This window comes from Bartonella sp. AP3QHHD, assembly GCF_042195765.1.
Classification (GTDB): Bacteria; Pseudomonadota; Alphaproteobacteria; order Rhizobiales; family Rhizobiaceae; genus Bartonella.
In genome coordinates, this window is the sequence record NZ_JBHIPC010000035.1 from 62,753 (window position 1) to 81,586 (window position 18,834).

At 39.1% G+C, this 18,834-nt stretch carries 14 protein-coding genes, 1 tRNA gene and 1 pseudogene; 2 read left to right on the top strand and 14 right to left on the bottom strand.

Annotated elements, in window-relative coordinates:
* Positions 1-6 precede the first annotated feature (6 nt).
* Positions 7-378, bottom strand: a complete 372-nt coding sequence (clpS, locus tag ACFIL7_RS01930; RefSeq protein ID WP_273790742.1) for an ATP-dependent Clp protease adapter ClpS — start codon at positions 376-378, stop codon at positions 7-9.
* A gap of 235 nt (positions 379-613) precedes the next feature.
* Here clpS and ACFIL7_RS01935 point away from each other — a divergent pair, with 235 nt between their 5' ends.
* Together ACFIL7_RS01935 and ACFIL7_RS01940 are read left to right on the top strand one after the other, a co-directional pair.
* The gene (locus tag ACFIL7_RS01935) at positions 614-1,963 is read left to right on the top strand and encodes a D-alanyl-D-alanine carboxypeptidase (RefSeq protein ID WP_375632766.1); all 1,350 of its coding nucleotides are present in this window, start codon (positions 614-616) and stop codon (positions 1,961-1,963) included.
* A 32-nt stretch (positions 1,964-1,995) separates the two neighbouring features.
* The gene (locus tag ACFIL7_RS01940; RefSeq protein ID WP_375618379.1) at positions 1,996-2,274 is read left to right on the top strand and encodes a hypothetical protein; all 279 of its coding nucleotides are present in this window, start codon (positions 1,996-1,998) and stop codon (positions 2,272-2,274) included.
* 406 nt (positions 2,275-2,680) lie between these two features.
* Here ACFIL7_RS01940 and ACFIL7_RS01945 read toward each other — a convergent pair whose 3' ends face one another.
* The 13 genes and pseudogenes from ACFIL7_RS01945 to ACFIL7_RS02005 all read right to left on the bottom strand — a co-directional run.
* Complete coding sequence (locus ACFIL7_RS01945) at positions 2,681-4,072, bottom strand: L-serine ammonia-lyase (RefSeq protein WP_375632764.1); 1,392 nt, start codon at positions 4,070-4,072, stop codon at positions 2,681-2,683.
* A 340-nt stretch (positions 4,073-4,412) separates the two neighbouring features.
* Positions 4,413-5,102: a nitroreductase gene (locus tag ACFIL7_RS01950; protein ID WP_375618388.1), complete on the bottom strand. Its 690-nt coding sequence runs from the start codon at positions 5,100-5,102 to the stop codon at positions 4,413-4,415.
* Between the two features lie 205 nt (positions 5,103-5,307).
* The gene (locus ACFIL7_RS01955) at positions 5,308-5,511 is read right to left on the bottom strand and encodes a hypothetical protein (protein ID WP_375618381.1); all 204 of its coding nucleotides are present in this window, start codon (positions 5,509-5,511) and stop codon (positions 5,308-5,310) included.
* A 716-nt stretch (positions 5,512-6,227) separates the two neighbouring features.
* Positions 6,228-10,439 carry a DNA-directed RNA polymerase subunit beta' gene (rpoC, locus tag ACFIL7_RS01960; protein WP_375632761.1) on the bottom strand — a complete coding sequence of 1,404 codons (4,212 nt, stop codon included), beginning with the start codon at positions 10,437-10,439 and terminating at the stop codon, positions 6,228-6,230.
* Positions 10,440-10,610: 171 nt separating this feature from the next.
* Positions 10,611-14,759: a DNA-directed RNA polymerase subunit beta gene (rpoB, locus tag ACFIL7_RS01965; RefSeq protein ID WP_375632759.1), complete on the bottom strand. Its 4,149-nt coding sequence runs from the start codon at positions 14,757-14,759 to the stop codon at positions 10,611-10,613.
* Between the two features lie 290 nt (positions 14,760-15,049).
* Positions 15,050-15,421, bottom strand: a complete 372-nt coding sequence (gene rplL, locus ACFIL7_RS01970) for a 50S ribosomal protein L7/L12 (protein WP_273790654.1) — start codon at positions 15,419-15,421, stop codon at positions 15,050-15,052.
* A gap of 101 nt (positions 15,422-15,522) precedes the next feature.
* Positions 15,523-16,041, bottom strand: a complete 519-nt coding sequence (rplJ, locus tag ACFIL7_RS01975; protein WP_012755027.1) for a 50S ribosomal protein L10 — start codon at positions 16,039-16,041, stop codon at positions 15,523-15,525.
* A 355-nt stretch (positions 16,042-16,396) separates the two neighbouring features.
* Complete coding sequence (gene rplA, locus ACFIL7_RS01980; RefSeq protein WP_375613460.1) at positions 16,397-17,101, bottom strand: 50S ribosomal protein L1; 705 nt, start codon at positions 17,099-17,101, stop codon at positions 16,397-16,399.
* A 4-nt stretch (positions 17,102-17,105) separates the two neighbouring features.
* Positions 17,106-17,534 (bottom strand): 50S ribosomal protein L11, encoded by a 429-nt coding sequence (gene rplK / locus ACFIL7_RS01985; protein ID WP_273723157.1) that lies wholly within the window; start codon positions 17,532-17,534, stop codon positions 17,106-17,108.
* 150 nt (positions 17,535-17,684) lie between these two features.
* Positions 17,685-18,215, bottom strand: a complete 531-nt coding sequence (gene nusG, locus ACFIL7_RS01990; RefSeq protein ID WP_375632755.1) for a transcription termination/antitermination protein NusG — start codon at positions 18,213-18,215, stop codon at positions 17,685-17,687.
* A 20-nt stretch (positions 18,216-18,235) separates the two neighbouring features.
* Positions 18,236-18,448 carry a preprotein translocase subunit SecE gene (gene secE, locus ACFIL7_RS01995; protein WP_273790652.1) on the bottom strand — a complete coding sequence of 71 codons (213 nt, stop codon included), beginning with the start codon at positions 18,446-18,448 and terminating at the stop codon, positions 18,236-18,238.
* A gap of 196 nt (positions 18,449-18,644) precedes the next feature.
* Positions 18,645-18,720: transfer RNA gene (locus tag ACFIL7_RS02000), tRNA-Trp, on the bottom strand.
* A gap of 47 nt (positions 18,721-18,767) precedes the next feature.
* A pseudogene (locus ACFIL7_RS02005) lies at positions 18,768-18,834 on the bottom strand (elongation factor Tu); the annotation flags it as partial.

Genomic DNA, 18,834 nt, shown 5'->3' on the forward strand with positions numbered 1-18,834 from the left:
AGCTCCTCACTTCCATTCCATTACACATTGTAACGGATGTTCATTTTGACGCGCACATTCCCTCACTTGTAATATTTTCATTTCAGCGACTTCATAAGTATAAGTCCCACATTCTCCTATCCCATTGTGATGAACATTTAACATTATCCGCGTTGCCTCTTCGAAACTTTTTTTAAAAAAGTTCTTCAAAACGAAAACAACAAAATCCATAGGTGTGTAATCATCATTAAGCAAAAAAACTCGACATAATTTAGGTTTTTCGAGTTTTTCTCTAGCCTTAGGCATTATAACCGCACCATGCCTACCTTCATCCCAATTCTTGCCCTTTTCATTATGCATAATATGAGCTATAGAGTTTATTATGAGCGTCTGTCCCATTATCGTTTTCCATGCAACACATTTTTTATTAATTTTAAATTCTTTCATAACTATTGCAATACCTGTTTGTATTAGAAAAAAATCTCCCTCTATGGTTAGACTTCAATCACTCACTCATAAAATAACTTCTGTAAACAAATTAGTAATACCATTCGCCTAAACTGCATCAACAAATTACAGAAAAGGAAGCTTTATAGAAGTTTTTCAGGATAAATGGAGAAATAGGATACTGCAAGTGTATATTAATTATCAAAAAATTATGCGCTACTGTAAAACAATAGCAATTTCTTTTGTTATGTTAGCTTTTTCTTACTGTTGGGCATCAGCCACACCTCAAGGCGCCTATCCTGATAAGTATGCGGCTATTGTTATAGATGCTACTACGGGAAAAACTCTATTTCAAGCCAATGCAACACTGAAACGTTATCCTGCTTCTTTAACAAAAATGATGACATTGTACTTACTCTTTGAAGCTATGCAGATGCGTCGTGTGACACCAAATACACCAATTCCTGTTTCTCATTATGCAGCAATGCGTCCACCAACAAAAATTGGATTTAAAGCAGGCCAAACAATTTCTGCAGAATCAGCAGCTAAAGCACTCATTACAAGATCCGCAAATGATGTTGCTGCTGCCATTGCAGAATATCTTGGAGGTAGTGAAAAAAAATTCGCTCAAATGATGACAATAAAAGCTCGTAAACTTGGCATGAAACATACACATTTTGCAAATGCTTCAGGACTTCCGGATGTGCACAATTATTCTACAGCACGAGATATAGCGACTTTGTCATTAGCTTTACGTAAACATTTTCCCAAACAATATAAATTGTTCAAAACAAAAAGTTTTAATTTCCGTGGACATAAAATTAACAGCCACAATAAACTTGTTAAAATAATGAAAGGTGTCGATGGAATTAAAACAGGCTACACACAAATGTCAGGTTCTAATTTAGCAACTTCGATGCGTCTTGAGGGGCGCTCTGTTGTCGCTGTTGTTATGGGAGGTAAATCATCTACTGCGCGTGACGAGCATATGGCTAGCCTATTGAAACAATATTTGCCCAAAGCAAGCCAAATGAAAAGTGGTGAACGTTTAATGGCTTCTGTACGCTATCACTTACCGACTGGCGCCAATACTCCTATACCGACCATTAAAGCTGATTCAAGTAATTTTGACGATGAAATTTCGACTATGTTGACAGCATTTGCAGAACAACCTAAAAACTCCAATATCGCAATAACGGCTGTAAATAAGGTAATTATACCAATACCGAATCCTCAAAAAACTATACCGGCTGAGACTCATAAAATTGTAACAGTCTCTTTGTCCGAAAATGCCGGATGGGCTATCCAAATTGGTTCTCTTCCTAGTGAAGAACAAGCAAAAACTCTACTTTTAAAAGCAAAAAATATAGCTTTTTCTATTTTAAAACACGCATCTTCACACATGCAACTGTTTGAAAAAAATGGGCGGCGTTATTACCGAGCGCGCTTTACAGGGTTTCAATCAAAAAAAGCTGCATTTGATGCTTGCTCTACATTAAAGAAAGCAAATTTTAACTGCTATACTGTAGCCTACTAAAAAATTTTGAATTCTGCGTTAAGGATAGTATTATGACAGATAATGCTTTTGCTTCATTCCATAAAAAAGAAATTTTATTGAAGCAATCATCCCTCCTTTCATTGCGTTCTCTTCACGATGCTGCCGCAAAACTTACTGGTTTAAAATATAATTCGACTGCATTAGATACACAATCTCTTGTTCACCTTCTCATTTGCCAAACAATACGCAACCGTCGTCTCATAATGCCTCCTGTACGCATTCATTTACGCGTTGCGAGCCAAACTGGTAATGTGCCTATTAAAATCCGTTTAGGAGCAACAAATATTTAATTTCTCTAAAAAATTATTTTATTATTAACCATTATCTACAGCCTTAGAAAACCCTTTGATAAACATACTTTTTTCTTAAATTGTTGAATTTTTCTGACAGCTTTTCCAACTATCCAATATCTCCAAGCTTTCAATAAAAACATTGTTAAGGACATAAAAATACCCAATATTTTTCCACTTTTGGATTTAATATAAAAAATTATCCTTGATATCTTTCTGGAAAAAATGAATAGCTTCATTAGATGAAAGCTTATCATTTGATGGGATTATTGTAAAAGTTCAATAAAGAAAGTCCCTCTTAATAACGCTCCCCATACAACATAAACGCTGAAAAAACATAAGCTTTATCAGAAAATACGATCTCTCTCCCAAAAGTCCAGTTATGGATTGAAAAATGTTCCAGCTCTTAACAAGATATCACATTGACTGCAAGACCACCTTTACTTGTCTCTTTATAGCGTTCACTCATATCATGACCAGTCTGGCGCATTGTTTCTATACAAGCATCAAGAGAAACAAAATGATCTCCATTACCATATAATGCAAGAGAAGAAGCCGTTACCGCCTTAACAGCTCCCATTGCATTACGCTCAATACAAGGAACTTGTACAAGACCTGCAACAGGATCACATGTCATTCCCAAGTGATGTTCAAGCGCAATTTCTGCCGCATTTTCAATTTGAGCTGGTGTTCCACCTAACGCTGCGGTCAACCCTGCTGCGGCCATTGAAGATGCCGTTCCAACTTCACCTTGACACCCAACTTCTGCACCAGAAATAGAGGCATTATGTTTGATAACACCGCCTATAGCTGCTGCCGTTAATAGAAAATTATGTATTCCCTCTCGATCTGAATCATCATTAAATTGAAGATAATAACGCAAAACGGCTGGGACGACACCGGCTGCTCCATTTGTTGGTGCTGTAACAACACGACCACCTGCTGCATTTTCCTCATTGACGGCTATAGCATATACCGAAAGCCAATCATTTGCCCAAAGTGGATAATTGTAATTTTTCTTTTGTTTTTCCAAAAGCGTTTCATGCAGCTTTTTAGCGCGCCTTAGAACACGCAATCCACCAGGCAACTCACCTTCTTGTGAAAGACCTCTATCAATGCAATTTGTCATCGCTGAAAAAATTTCATCAAGCCCTACATCAAGAGAAGAACGCTCTATCTTTGTTTCTTCATTTAAGCGCTTCATTTCAGCAATTGAAAGTCCTGATTTTTCTGCCATTGATAACATTGTACAAGCAGAATCGAATGGATATGGTACCTCAAATGCTTCTGGTTGTATATTATCATTCATATGGCTTAATTCATCCTCAGTCACAACAAAGCCACCACCGATAGAATAATAAATCTGCCGCAACAGAACATTCCCATCAGTATCAAGTCCTTCAAAGGCTAGTCCATTTGTATGTCCAGGGAGGATTTGCTTTCGTTCAAAAATAAGATCACGTTGCACATCAAACTGATAAGCGGGATGACCTACTGGTTGCACTTTTTTTTCACGTATAACTTTTTCTAACAGAAACCCCATGCTATCAGGATCAACAGTAGAAGCTTTTTCTCCTAAAAGTCCTAATATGATAGCTCTATCTGTTGCATGACCAATACCCGTGAAAGCTAAAGAACCATAAAGATAAACACGTATACGAGAAACTTGAACATCAGACGACTGAGAAAAATCTCCTATCTTTTGCAAAAACATATTAGCAGCTGTCATTGGTCCCATCGTATGTGAGCTAGAAGGACCAATCCCAATTTTAAAAAGTTCAAAAACAGATAGAAACACGTATCACCTTAAACTATAGTACAGCTTGAGCATATATGCTTTTTCATAACGTTTCTTCCGTTTAAAATCAAATTGCGAGATAAACTAAAAAAATGACAACAATAAACACGAATGTCGCTCGTCTTGCTACCACCCAACACTTTCTTTCTATAGTGTTTTCCATTAGCCAACCTTTAAAACGGACAATGCCCCTAGAGTCACAACTCCTAATGTTTGAAGCGTAGTAAAATAAGTGTTAATATGCAATATTAAAATTCAATAAGGATGAGAAATCTTATCGGAAATATTTTTCATAATGCACTAAGTTCTTCAAAACGTATGCTTAATTTTATAAAATATTTTATGGATATGTTTCAATGAAACGTACAAATTTTTCTAACGATTCTCGTTCTGTCTCAAAATTGTTTTCTGGAGCACTCATATCGCGATAACCAAGTGCCATACCACAGATAATATGGCGATCAGAAGGAATAGATAAAAGCGTACGAATCTGTTTATGATAATCAGCAAAAGCAGCTTGAGGACAGGTATCTAATCCAAATCCACGTGCAGCTAACATAATGGTCTGCATAAACATACCCAAATCAAGCCAACTCCCCATTTCCATGTCGTGATCCATTGTAAATAAGAGTCCTACAGGTGCATCAAAAAATAAAAAATTTCGCGCCTTTTGATGAAGTACTTTTTCTTCATCATCTTTTTGAATTCCAAGACTCTGATAAAGATCCAAACCAACTTTTCGACGCCTTGAAATATAAGGCTCACGCCACTGACGTGGATAATAACTATATTCACGCTCTCCTTTTACACCTGAAAGCACAAGTTGTGAAAGCTCTTGCCCTACTTTCTGTAATACACTTCCTGTAAGCACAATTACTTGCCATGGCTGAATATTTGTTCCAGATGGTGCACGTGCTGCAAGTTTTAAGATTTCTTTGATTGTTTCCAAACTAACTGGCTGATCAGTAAAAGCGCGAATTGACTTTCGTGACAAAATAGATTGAAAAACACTCATAGGAGAAACTGTCATTGTTTTTACTTTCTTTATGAAAAATAGTTTTTTCTTATCAAGGATAATATACTGCGAAAATACCTTTGCAGCTTTTTCAAACACTCTATTTCTTTAAATGACTTACACATTTCACGCAGTGGTAAATATTCCCCTTAGAGATAGTATAATCTATCTCTTTTAAGAGAAAGAAATTTGTCTAAAAGAAGACAAAATAAATTTATAATCAATGACTAACCCCCAACTCCGCTAAGCTCTCAAAAAAACTCTCTTCAATTCGTTCTAAATCCTGTAGAAGATCATCAACATCATGCTGCATCTGCTTTAAATCAGTTCGTTTTTTATGAATTCCTGCAATTAATTTCTTAAGCTTTTTCTCATCATCAGGTGGTTTTCCAACCATTGTCAACATATCAGATATTTCAGACAACGAAAATTTTACTCTGTTAGCATACAGGATTTGTTTTAACTTATGACGATCCGTTTATGTATAAAGCCGTGTACTTCCACACCGAAAAGGGATAAGAAGTCCCTCTTCTTCATAGCAAAGTTCGAGCTATTATTGAAAACTCACGTGTTAATTTTCCAATTGAATAATATTCGTACATTTTATTATTCTGTCTGCATAGATCACATTGTTATAAGAAATATGTCTATTTTTTATAAAACTTAGTGAGCACCTTAATCTCTACTTTTCTGCATTTTAATTTAGAAGAAAATACATTCATAAACATTGTATAGTAGAAAATCAATTATTTTTAGATTACAGAAAGACTATTGATCTTTCATTATAAATCCTTTTAAATCTCTATAGAAGATATCAATTAAAAATTTTCCTAAAGTTTAAAATCAATCATTATTTGATTTGTAAATAATCAACTCTTTTCCTTGAATATGATTTTTGAGTTTCACATATTTGGGAAAAAACTTTCTATACTGCCTGCAGAAATTAAGAAACTTTAAAATGAAACAACAAGAAAGATAAGCATCATTACAAAACAATAAGCTACTAAAGATGTTTAAAATAACTATCGCCTTATAATTTTTGATATTTTTCAAGAAAATATACAACTTCTGCATTTCGAAATAAAAAACGTCTGAACTTTCTATTCAGACGTTTTTATATTATGTGGTGTTGTATTTAAATTATTCAGCAACGGCCCCGGTTGTCATATTTGTCAACATAGCCTTAGCCACTTCGTTATTACTAGACTTACGCTGCTCATCTACAATCAAATCATCACGAACTGCAGCAATACGACGGATTTGAGAAATTGTACCACCCGTACCTGCTGGAATAAGACGACCGACAATAACGTTCTCTTTAAGTCCTTGCAAAGTATCAATTTTACCAGAAACTGCTGCTTCAGTAAGAACACGTGTTGTTTCCTGAAACGATGCCGCCGAAATGAAAGAAGGCGTTTGAAGAGAAGCTTTTGTAATTCCAAGAAGAATGGGATTACCAGATGCAGGTTTCTTCCCTTCTGCAATCAAATTATCATTGATTTCATCAAGTTCAATACGATCAACATTATCACCTGGAATATAACCAGAATCTCCAGATTCTGTAATTTCAACTTTTTGCAACATTTGACGAACAATCACTTCAATGTGCTTATCATTAATAAGAACTCCCTGCAAACGATAAACCTCCTGAATCTCATTAACAAGATAAGATGCCAAAGCTTCAACCCCCTTAATCGCCAAGATGTCATGAGGTGCTGGATTACCATCAAGGATATAATCTCCCTTTTCAATTTGATCGCCTTCTTGGAAATGGAACAACTTACCTTTTGGAATCAAGTATTCTACTGCCTCAAGAGTTTCATCATTTGGTTCAATAATGATACGACGTTTATTCTTATAACCACGGCCGAATCGAATCGTGCCACTAACTTCAGCAATAATCGCATGATCCTTTGGACGACGCGCTTCAAAAAGCTCAGCCACACGAGGAAGACCACCCGTAATATCTTTCGTCTTGGCACTTTCCATTGGCAAACGAGCAATAACATCACCAGCCTTAACATGAGCACCAAGCTCAACAGAAAGAATAGTTTCCACTGACATCATATAACGGGCTTCACCTCCCTTATACAATTTAGCAATGGATTCACCTTCTTTATCCGTGTGAATAATAATAGCTGGTTTAAGATCCGCACCACGTGGATTAGCGCGCCAATCAATCACCAAACGCTTCGTAATACCCGTAGATTCATCAGCTGTTTCAGTGACAGATAAACCATCAATCATATCTTCAAAACCCACATAGCCTTCAACTTCCGTTAAAATTGGACGTGTATAAGGATCCCATTCTGCTATACGTTGGCCACGTTTAACCACATCACCATCATCAACAAAAATATGAGCACCATAGCTAACACGATGTACAACGCGCTCTTTTCCTAACTCATCCTTGATAAGGATAGCCATATTACGCCCCATAACAACCAAATGGCCTTCAGAGTTACGAACCACATTACGATTACGAATCTCCACCTTACCTTCATAAGATGCCTCTAAATACGATGAATCAACAACCTGCGCAGTTCCTCCTAAGTGGAAAGTACGCATAGTAAGCTGTGTTCCCGGCTCACCAATGGATTGAGCAGCAATAACACCAACGGCTTCTCCCTGATTAACAGGTGTTCCACGCGCCAAATCACGACCATAGCATTTTGCACAAACACCAAGACGTGTTTCACATGTTAATGCAGAACGAATTTGAACAGATTGAATTCCAGCTGCTTCAATCTTCGCGACATCAGCTTCCTCAATCATTGCTCCACCTTCAAGGATAACCTCTCCAGAGACAGGATGTAGAATATCAACAAGCGCTGTACGACCAAGAATTCTTTGCCCAAGGGAGGCAACAATTTGTCCTGCATCAACAATCGGCTGCATGGTAAGCCCTTTTGCGGTACCACAATCAACTGCTGAAATAATAGCATCCTGTGCAACATCAACAAGACGCCGTGTTAAATAACCAGAGTTCGCCGTCTTTAACGCAGTATCAGCAAGTCCTTTACGTGCACCATGCGTGGAATTGAAGTATTCATTAACAGTTAGACCTTCTTTAAAATTGGAAATAATGGGTGTTTCAATAATTTCACCCGATGGTTTTGCCATTAATCCACGCATACCGGCCAATTGTCTCATCTGGTTAGCAGAACCACGAGCACCAGAGTGCGACATCATATAGATAGAGTTCATCGGCCGTTGACGACCTGTTTTAGGATCAAAATCGACGGCTTGAATACGTTTCATCATTTCATCTGCAACGCGATCTGTACATTTACCCCAAGCATCTACAACCTTATTGTATTTTTCACCTTGTGTAATCAAACCATCATTATATTGCTGTTCGTACTCCTTAGCCAAAGCTTCTGTTTCTGCGACTAAACGCGACTTACTATCAGGAATAACCATATCGTCCTTACCGAATGAAATTCCTGCACGACAAGCATAAGAAAAGCCAAGCTGCATAATACGGTCACAAAAAATAACCGTCTCTTTTTGTCCACAGTGCCGATAAACATGATCAATCATTTTAGAAATGTTCTTTTTCGTCATCTCTTGATTGACAATATCAAATGAGATATCCGCACTTCTTGGCAAAAGCTCACCGATAATCAAACGACCAGGTGTCGTATCATAAAGTTTAGAGACTTCTTTTCCATCCTTCCCCATATTCTTAACACGGCCTTTAATCTTCGTATGAAGCGTTATAACCTTATTTTCCAAGGCATAATGAAGCTCACCTATATCAGAAAAGGCCATTCCTTCACCTGGTTCTTTTTCAGAAACAATTGAAAGATAATAAAGACCAAGAACCATATCCTGTGAGGGAACAATAATGGGAGCACCATTGGCCGGATGAAGAATATTATTGGTGGACATCATCAAAACACGGGCTTCAAGCTGTGCTTCAAGAGAAAGCGGCACGTGAACCGCCATCTGATCACCATCAAAATCTGCATTAAAAGCAGTACACACCAGTGGATGAAGTTGAATAGCTTTGCCTTCAATTAAGATAGGTTCAAAAGCCTGAATCCCCAAACGGTGCAATGTTGGCGCACGGTTGAGTAAAACAGGGTGTTCACGAATAACCTCATCCAAGATATCCCAAACTTCTGGATGTTCTTTTTCAACAAGCTTCTTTGCCTGCTTTACCGTTGATGAATAGCCTTTTGCATCAAGCCGCGCATAAATAAAAGGCTTAAATAATTCAAGAGCCATTTTTTTGGGAAGACCACATTGATGCAATTTTAATTCAGGACCCGTCACGATAACAGAACGCCCCGAGTAATCAACACGCTTCCCAAGTAAGTTCTGACGAAAACGTCCTTGCTTGCCCTTCAACATATCTGATAAAGACTTAAGAGGACGTTTATTGGCTCCAGTAATCACACGCCCACGCCGTCCATTATCAAACAATGCATCAACAGCTTCTTGTACCATACGCTTTTCATTGCGTACGATAATTCCAGGAGCACGCAATTCAATCAGCCGTTTCAAGCGGTTATTACGATTAATAACACGCCGATAAAGATCATTCAGATCTGATGTCGCAAAACGCCCACCATCAAGCGGAACCAATGGACGCAAATCCGGTGGAATAACCGGAATTGTTTTCATAATCATCCACTCTGGCTTATTTCCAGATTCAAGAAAATTTTCAACGATTTTAAGTCGTTTAATCAATTTTTTCTGCTTTAACTCTGAAGTTGTTTCAGCTAATTCAAGACGCAAATCATTAGCGATTTTATCTAACTCCATACTAGCTAAAAGCTCGTAAATAGCTTCAGCGCCAATCATAGCTGTAAACTGATCTTCTCCAAATTCATCAATAGCAAGCATATATTCTTCTTCAGAAAGAAGCTGATGGAGCTTAAGAGACGTCAATCCTGGTTCGGTTACAATATAATTCTCAAAATAAAGAACCCGTTCAATATCTTTTAAAGTTAAATCTAAAAGTGTAGAAATACGACCTGGTAATGATTTAAGAAACCATATATGCGCAACGGGTGCCGCAAGTTCAATATGCCCCATACGCTCACGACGTACGCGGGAAAGAGTAACCTCTACACCACATTTTTCACAAATAATACCCTTATACTTCATGCGTTTATATTTGCCACATAGACATTCATAGTCCTTAATAGGGCCAAATATACGTGCACAAAAAAGACCATCACGCTCTGGTTTAAAAGTCCGATAATTAATCGTCTCAGGCTTCTTAATCTCACCATACGACCAGGACAAAATTTTCTCAGGACTCGCAATAGAAATACGAATAGAGTCAAATGTCTGCGCTGGCGCTTGAGGATTGAAAAGATTCATGACCTCGTGGTTCATGCTGTTCTCCTTCAAAGATTCTTAGAACCTGTTGTAATATCTCATCTATTTTATAACAGATCTTCTTTAAAAGACATTTACTTTTAAAAATGACCTGTATAGCCTTAATAAGGTTATTGAGCCTCTTAAAGTAATAAGAGCGCACCTTTTTCTAGTGCGCTCCTTGAATTATTATTCTGCCGTATCAGACAATGCCCGCTGTGCAATAAGTTCACGCGCATCATCAAGCTCCACATTAAGAGCAAGTGAGCGCATTTCTTTTACCAACACATTAAAGCTTTCGGGTATACCTGCCTCAAATGTATCATCACCACGCACAATTGCCTCATAGACTTTTGTTCGACCAGCCACATCATCTGATTTTACTGTTAGCATCTCCTGCAAAGTGTATGCAGCACCATAAGCTTCAAGTGCCCAAACCTCCATTTCACCAAAACGCTGACCACCAAATTGTGCCTTACCTCCTAATGGCTGCTGCGTAACAAGTGAATAGGGACCAATAGAACGTGCATGAATCTTATCATCAACAAGGTGATGCAATTTCAACATGTAAATATATCCCACCGTTACTGGACGATCAAAAGGCTCCCCAGTACGACCATCATAAAGCGTAACCTGCCCTGAACTATCTAAGCCTGCGTCTTCCAGCATCATGTTAATATCAGACTCATGTGCTCCATCAAAAACAGGCGTTGCAATTGAAACCCCTTTCTTCATCTGCAATGCCAATTTGTAAAGGCTTTCATTATCATACTGACGAACTGGTTCATTATGATTATCATCAGGCATAAGATTTTCAATACGCTGACGCAACGGCAATATATCCCCAGTCTCTTGATATAACTCTAACAAAGCACCAATCTTCTTGCCCATCCCCGCACATGCCCAACCAAGATGCGTTTCAAGAATTTGTCCAACATTCATACGACTAGGCACACCAAGCGGATTCAAGACGATATCAGCATGGGTCCCATCTTCAAGAAATGGCATATCTTCTACGGGAAGAATACGTGAAACAACACCCTTATTCCCGTGACGTCCCGCCATCTTGTCACCTGGTTGGATTTTGCGCTTCACAGCCACAAAAACCTTCACCATTTTCATGACACCAGGAGGCATTTCATCACCTCTTTGGACCTTTTCAACCTTATCCATAAAGCGACGTTGTAATGCTTCTTTTGATTCATCATATTGCTTGCGCAAAGCTTCAATTTCATTTTGAAGCTTTTCATCCTCAACAGCAAATTGCCACCACTGGGATCGTGGATAATGCCCCATTACTGTACTATCAAGCTTTTTGCTGCCCGAAAAGCCTTTCGGACCTTCTACAGCAACTTTACCTGTCAACATATCGGTGAGGCGCGCATAAACATTGCGATCAAGAATAGACTGTTCATCATCACGGTCTTTTGCTAAACGCTCAATTTCTTCACGCTCAATTGCCATCGCACGTTCATCTTTTTCCACGCCATGGCGATTAAAAACGCGAACTTCAACAACAGTACCAAAAGTCCCAGGAGGCATACGCATAGAAGTATCACGAACATCGGATGCCTTTTCCCCAAAAATTGCACGCAGAAGCTTTTCTTCCGGCGTCATGGGACTTTCACCTTTCGGGGTAATCTTTCCAACTAAAATATCACCTGGTTGAACTTCAGCACCAATATAAATAATGCCAGCTTCATCAAGATTTCTTAACGCTTCTTCCGCAACATTAGGAATGTCGCGCGTAATTTCCTCAGGTCCAAGTTTTGTATCGCGTGCCGCAACTTCAAATTCCTCAATATGAATTGAAGTAAACACATCATCAGCAACAATGCGCTCGGATAACAAAATAGAATCTTCATAATTGTATCCATTCCAAGGCATAAAGGCTACGAGAACATTCCGCCCAAGAGCCAAATCACCAAGATCCGTGGATGGACCATCTGCAATGATATCACCTTTCTCTACCCTATCACCGACATGTACAAGAGGACGCTGATTAATACAAGTGGACTGATTAGAACGCTGAAATTTCTGTAAGCGGTAAATATCAACGCCTGATTTTGAAGGATCTAAATCTTCTGTTGCACGGATAACAATACGGGTAGCATCGACTTGATCAACAACACCACTACGTTTTGCACTTACAGCAGCTCCTGAATCGCGCGCAACAATAGATTCCATTCCCGTCCCAACAAATGGCGCTTCAGCGCGTACAAGAGGAACTGCTTGACGCTGCATGTTCGATCCCATAAGCGCACGATTCGCATCATCATTTTCCAAAAAAGGAATAAGCGCTGCTGCAACTGAAACCAACTGTTTTGGTGAAACATCCATCAAATCAACATGATCACGCGGCGCCATTAAAACTTCACCAGCATGACGGCAAACAACAAACTCTTCTATAAAACGACCTTCGTTATCTAATGAAGAATTAGCCTGAGCGACATAATGCTTTGCTTCTTCCATCGCTGAAAGATAAATAACTTCTTTTGTGACTTTCCCATCAATAATTTTTCGATATGGGCTTTCAATAAAGCCATATTTGTTAACTCGCGCAAATGTTGCTAAGGAGTTAATCAGACCAATATTGGGGCCTTCTGGTGTTTCAATCGGACAAATACGACCATAATGCGTAGGATGTACGTCACGGACTTCAAAACCCGCACGTTCACGAGTCAAACCACCTGGACCAAGAGCAGAAAGACGGCGCTTATGGGTAATTTCTGACAATGGATTGGTTTGATCCATAAACTGCGACAATTGTGAAGACCCAAAAAATTCACGGACCGCTGCTGCCGCAGGCTTTGCATTGATTAAATCCTGTGGCATAACTGTATCAATTTCAACCGATGACATACGCTCTTTTATCGCACGCTCCATACGAAGAAGACCAATGCGATATTGATTTTCCATCAACTCCCCAACGGAACGAACGCGACGGTTGCCAAGATTATCAATATCATCAATTTCACCACGTCCATCACGCAATTCAACCAACATCTTAACAACAGCAAGAATATCCTCTTGGCGTAAAATACGAACTGTGTCTGGACAATCAAGATCCATACGTAAATTCATCTTAACACGCCCGACAGCTGAAAGATCATAACGCTCTGGATCAAAAAACAATGAATGGAACATTGCTTCTGCTGTATCGATTGTTGGAGGTTCACCTGGACGCATCACCCGGTAAATATCAAATAACGCATCCTGCCGACTTTCATTTTTATCCACCTTCAAAGTATTGCGGATGTAAGCGCCAATATTCATGTGATCAATATCAAGAATATTGACTTGATCAGCACTAACATCGAGCAGAATTTTTAATACTTTTTCGTCAATTTCATCACCAGCTTCAAGGTAGATTTCACCTGTTTCGTAATTGACGATATCTTCGGCTAGATAACAACCTAATAAATCATCTTCACTAACTTTAACCGCTTTAAGTCCTTTTTCTACCAAAGACTTCGCAGTACGAACTGTTAATTTTTTACCAGCCTCCGCAACGACTTCACCACTATCTGCATCTATAAGGTCAGAAATGAGCTTCATTCCTTTAAAGCGATCCACAGAATAAGGAACTCGCCATCCTTCTCCATCACGCTCATAAGTCACTTTATCATAAAACGTCGATAAAATATCCGACGCATCCATACCTAATGCCATCAAAAGACTAGTAACAGGAATCTTGCGCCGTCGATCAATACGCGCATAAATGATGTCCTTAGCATCAAACTCAATATCAAGCCAAGAACCTCGATACGGAATAACACGAGCAGCAAAAAGAAGCTTTCCTGATGAATGGGACTTTCCTTTATCATGGTCAAAAAAGACACCAGGAGAACGATGCATCTGAGAAACAATAACACGCTCCGTACCATTAACAATAAAGGTACCATTCGTCGTCATTAAAGGCATATCACCCATATAAACGCCTTGCTCTTTAATGTCTTTGATATCTTTGGAGCCAGTATCCTCATCAACATCAAAAACAATCAAACGCAATATGACCTTTAATGGGGCAGCATAAGTTAAATCACGTTGACGGCACTCTTCAACATCAAATTTTGGTAAATCAAATTCATAACCTACAAACTCAAGCATAGCTGTACCGGAAAAATCTGAAATAGGAAAAACCGATTTAAAAACAGCTTGCAAACCTTCATCTGGTCGTCCACCTTTCGGTTCCTCAACCATGAGAAATTGATCGTATGAGGCTTTTTGAACCTCAATAAGATTCGGCATTTCTGCTACTTCAGGAATCTTACCAAAAAATTTCCGTACGCGCTTACGACCATTGAATTGAGACATCATTGCGTGAGTCTGAGCCATCGTCGCTCCTTGATCTTTACTCTTCAAGGTAGACCAACCTTGAAAGCCTTATACCATTAACCTGCATATGCAGACCAGTTCACTTGACACTCAATAATGAGCATCATTAACTTTCCCCACCAACATAAGCCATTTATCTCTTTGACTCTATGATGAAGGGGTAAGTAATCCAAACCTATCCCATTCCTGTTACGAAACCATTGGGAAAAGGTTTTTTACTCATTATTTTCCCTCTTTGTATTAAGAGAAAGAAAATCGGCGAACATAAATGCCCGCCGATAAAATTAAATTTACTTAAGTTCCACCTTAGCACCGGCAGCTTCAAGTTGAGATTTAATTTTTTCTGCTTCTTCTTTAGAAGCAGCCTCTTTAATAGGCTTAGGCGCACCTTCAACCAGATCTTTAGCTTCTTTAAGACCAAGTCCAGTAAGAGCACGAACTTCCTTAATAACATTAATTTTTTGTGCGCCACCTTCAACAAGAATAACATCAAATTCTGTTTTTTCTTCAGCAGCTGGAGCAGCAGCACCAGCAACAGCAGCGACAGCTACAGGAGCAGCAGCCGAAACTCCCCACTTTTCTTCAAGTAACTTAGAAAGCTCAGCGGCTTCCAAAAGGGTTAGATTAGAAAGGTCTTCTACGATCTTCTCTAGATCAGCCATTTTTAAATTCCTTCAATTAAAAGATTTTAACCATTATTAAATCTTATTCAAAAAAACAGAAAAGCATTAAAGCTCTTCCATAAACGTGAATACAAACAGCCTTAAGCCGCCTTATCCTCCTGAGCATATGCTCCAATGACACGTGCAACCTGACCAGCAGGGGCATTAACAACCTGTGCAATACGGGTCGCAGGGGTAGAAATCATACCCACAAGTTTTGCACGCAACTCGTTTAATGAAGGCAATGAAGCCAATGACTTCACAGCATCTACAGTTAAACTTGTTGCACCCATTGAACCGCCAAGTATGACAAATTTGTCATTGCTTTTCGCAAAATCAACAGCAACTTTCGGTGCTGTGATTGGATCTTCTGAATAAGCAATAAGTGTTTGTCCAGTAAACAAACCCACTATCGATTCAGATTCCGTGCCCTGAAGAGCGATTTTAGCAAGACGGTTTTTGGCGACCTTAACGGCACCGCCAGCTTCACCCATTTTCGAACGCAAATCATTCATCTGTGAAACTGTCAGACCGGAATAATGTGCAACAACAACAGAACCAGACTTCCGAAAAGCCTCGTTAAGCCATGTAACAAATTCGCGTTTTTCCGCTCTATTCACTGTCTCTCTCCATTTAACAGATTTGCTTAAAACAAACCTGTTGGTTACCTTTGATAACATAAAACACTTCATGTCACCGATGAGGATCCTGTCCCCTTTTTCACGCACAGCGTTCAAAGGCAACCTTGGCTCAAACCCTTTAAGTCTTTTAACTCTCAGTTTTTACCCCAGTCTCATGCAGGTTTTTTTTGATTAAGATACTTAAAAGCATCACCTACAATCTCGGACAGGATATTCCGGAATTTCTCCCGGTACAACCTAAGCCCTATAAAGCTTAGATAGCGAGCTGATCAAAATCAGCATTTTAAATACAATTTTGATATTCCCATACCCCAAAACAAAATTATAAATCAGCTTATACTAGCTCTGAACGAACCGTTGCTGGATCAACTTTAACACCAATTCCCATAGTCGACGAAACAGCAACGCGCTTAATATACTCACCTTTTGCACCTTGTGGTTTGGCTTTAATAACTGCACTTGCAAAGGCTTTTATATTTTCTACGATTTTTTCAACACCAAAAGAAGCCTTACCAATACCAGCATGCACAATACCAGCTTTTTCCACACGAAACTCAACAGCACCACCTTTAGAAGCTTTGACAGCACCGGCGACATCAAGTGTTACAGTACCAACTTTCGGATTCGGCATCAAACTCCGTGGACCAAGAATCTTACCAAGACGACCAACAAGAGGCATCATGTCTGGCGTTGCAATACAACGATCAAAATCTATAGTCCCTCTATTAACGCTTTCAAATAAATCTTCGGCACCCACAATATCAGCTCCTGCCGCCTTAGCTTCCTCAGCCTTATCCCCACGAGCAAAAACGGCAACACGAATATTTCTCCCTGTTCCATTAGGCAAATGAGCAACGCCTCGAACCATTTGATCAGCATGACGAGGATCAACACCCAAGTTCATTGAAATTTCGATTGTTTCATCAAACTTAGCAACAGCACGCTCCTTAACCATTGAAACGGCATCTTTTAAAGCGTAAAGTTCATTAAAATCAATATCTTTTCGGATATTTTTTATTCTTTTTGCTACTTTTGCCATAATATTAGCCCACCACTTCCAAGCCCATCGAGCGAGCAGAACCTTCAACCATACGCATTGCTGCCTCAATGTCATTCGCATTAAGATCTTTCATCTTTGATTCCGCAATCGAACGAATTTTATCGCGAGAAATGCTTCCTACAGACACTTTACCAGGCTCTTTTGAGCCAGATTTCAGGTTTGCTTCCTTCTTTAAAAAGAATGATACAGGAGGCGTCTTGAGAGAAAATGTGAAAGATTTATCTTGGTAATACGTAATAACAACTGGAATCGGTGCCCCCTTTTCCATTTCTTGTGTCGCTGCATTAAACGCCTTACAAAATTCCATGATATTAATACCACGCTGCCCAAGAGCTGGACCAATCGGTGGAGATGGAGTAGCAGCTCCTGCAGGGACCTGCAACTTAAGCTGACCTATACTTTTTTTTGCCATAACAATCTGCCTTTAATTTTACTGGTATACTGACAATTCATCTTGCCCGTTACCCGCTTGCAGTCACGTGGTTCGGATCATTAAGCCGACAAAAGCTATAAATCACCTCCCACTCCTTCCTTAAAGTAATTAAAACTACTCTAAGTTTAATCAGAGTTTTTCAACCTGACTAAATTCCAAATCAACAGGCGTAGGACGCCCAAAAATAAGCACTTCAACCTTAAGACGAGAGCGCTCTTCTTCAACCTCTTGAACAATTCCATTAAACGAAACAAAAGGACCATCAGCAACGCGAACTTGCTCTCCAACCTCAAACAATACAGAAGACTTTGGAGACTCAACCCTTTCCTGAACTTGTTTGAGAATTTGCTCAACCTCTCGATCAGAAATGGGAACAGGACGCGCATCTGATCCTAAAAAACCTGTCACTTTAGGCGTATTCTTAATAAGATGATAAACTTCATCTGTTAACTCAGCACGAACAAGAACATAACCAGGAAAAAATTTTCGCTCAGTATCAACTTTGCGTCCACGACGAACCTCTACAACACGCTCTGTTGGAACAAAAATCTTTTCAAAAAGATGATCAAGTCCCTTTTGCTTTGCCTCCTTATCAATAGCTTCCGCTACTTTCTTTTCAAAGTTTGAATATGCCTGAACAATATACCAACGAGCTGCCACAGTCACACTTCCTTACATTCTCAACTAAAAAGATATTTCAGAAGATCAATAACCCGCCAAACACCAAAATGCATAACCTGATCCACAATAAAAAAGAAAGCTGAAGCCAATGCAGTTACCAACAAAACCATAATAGTAGAAATAACCGTCTCACGACGTGTAGGCCATTTCACTTTAATTGTTTCTGCATAAACCTGCTTCAAAAAGGTAATCGGATTGGTTTTAGATGCCATCGTCACACTATACTCTCTCTAGTCCTATTGTGTTTTATAGAATAAAATAAACAGGAAAAAAATGCAAAAGCCAACTTTCAGACTTATGCAATTTCCTTACTTTCTATTCAATACCGTTTCACACACAAAAAAACAAGCCCCATATCAAAAAAAGCGAAAAAGGCAGCAAAATCCACTCCCTTATATGTACCCCCTTTGGCAGGGGCAGCAGGACTTGAACCCGCGACCTGCGGTTTTGGAGACCGCCGCTCTACCAACTGAGCTATACCCCTAACTCTCAAAACTAAAACACTTTTAACACCCCTTCAACAAGCATTATTTATTCAATGATCTTAGAGACGATACCGGCACCAACAGTACGACCACCTTCACGAATAGCAAAACGA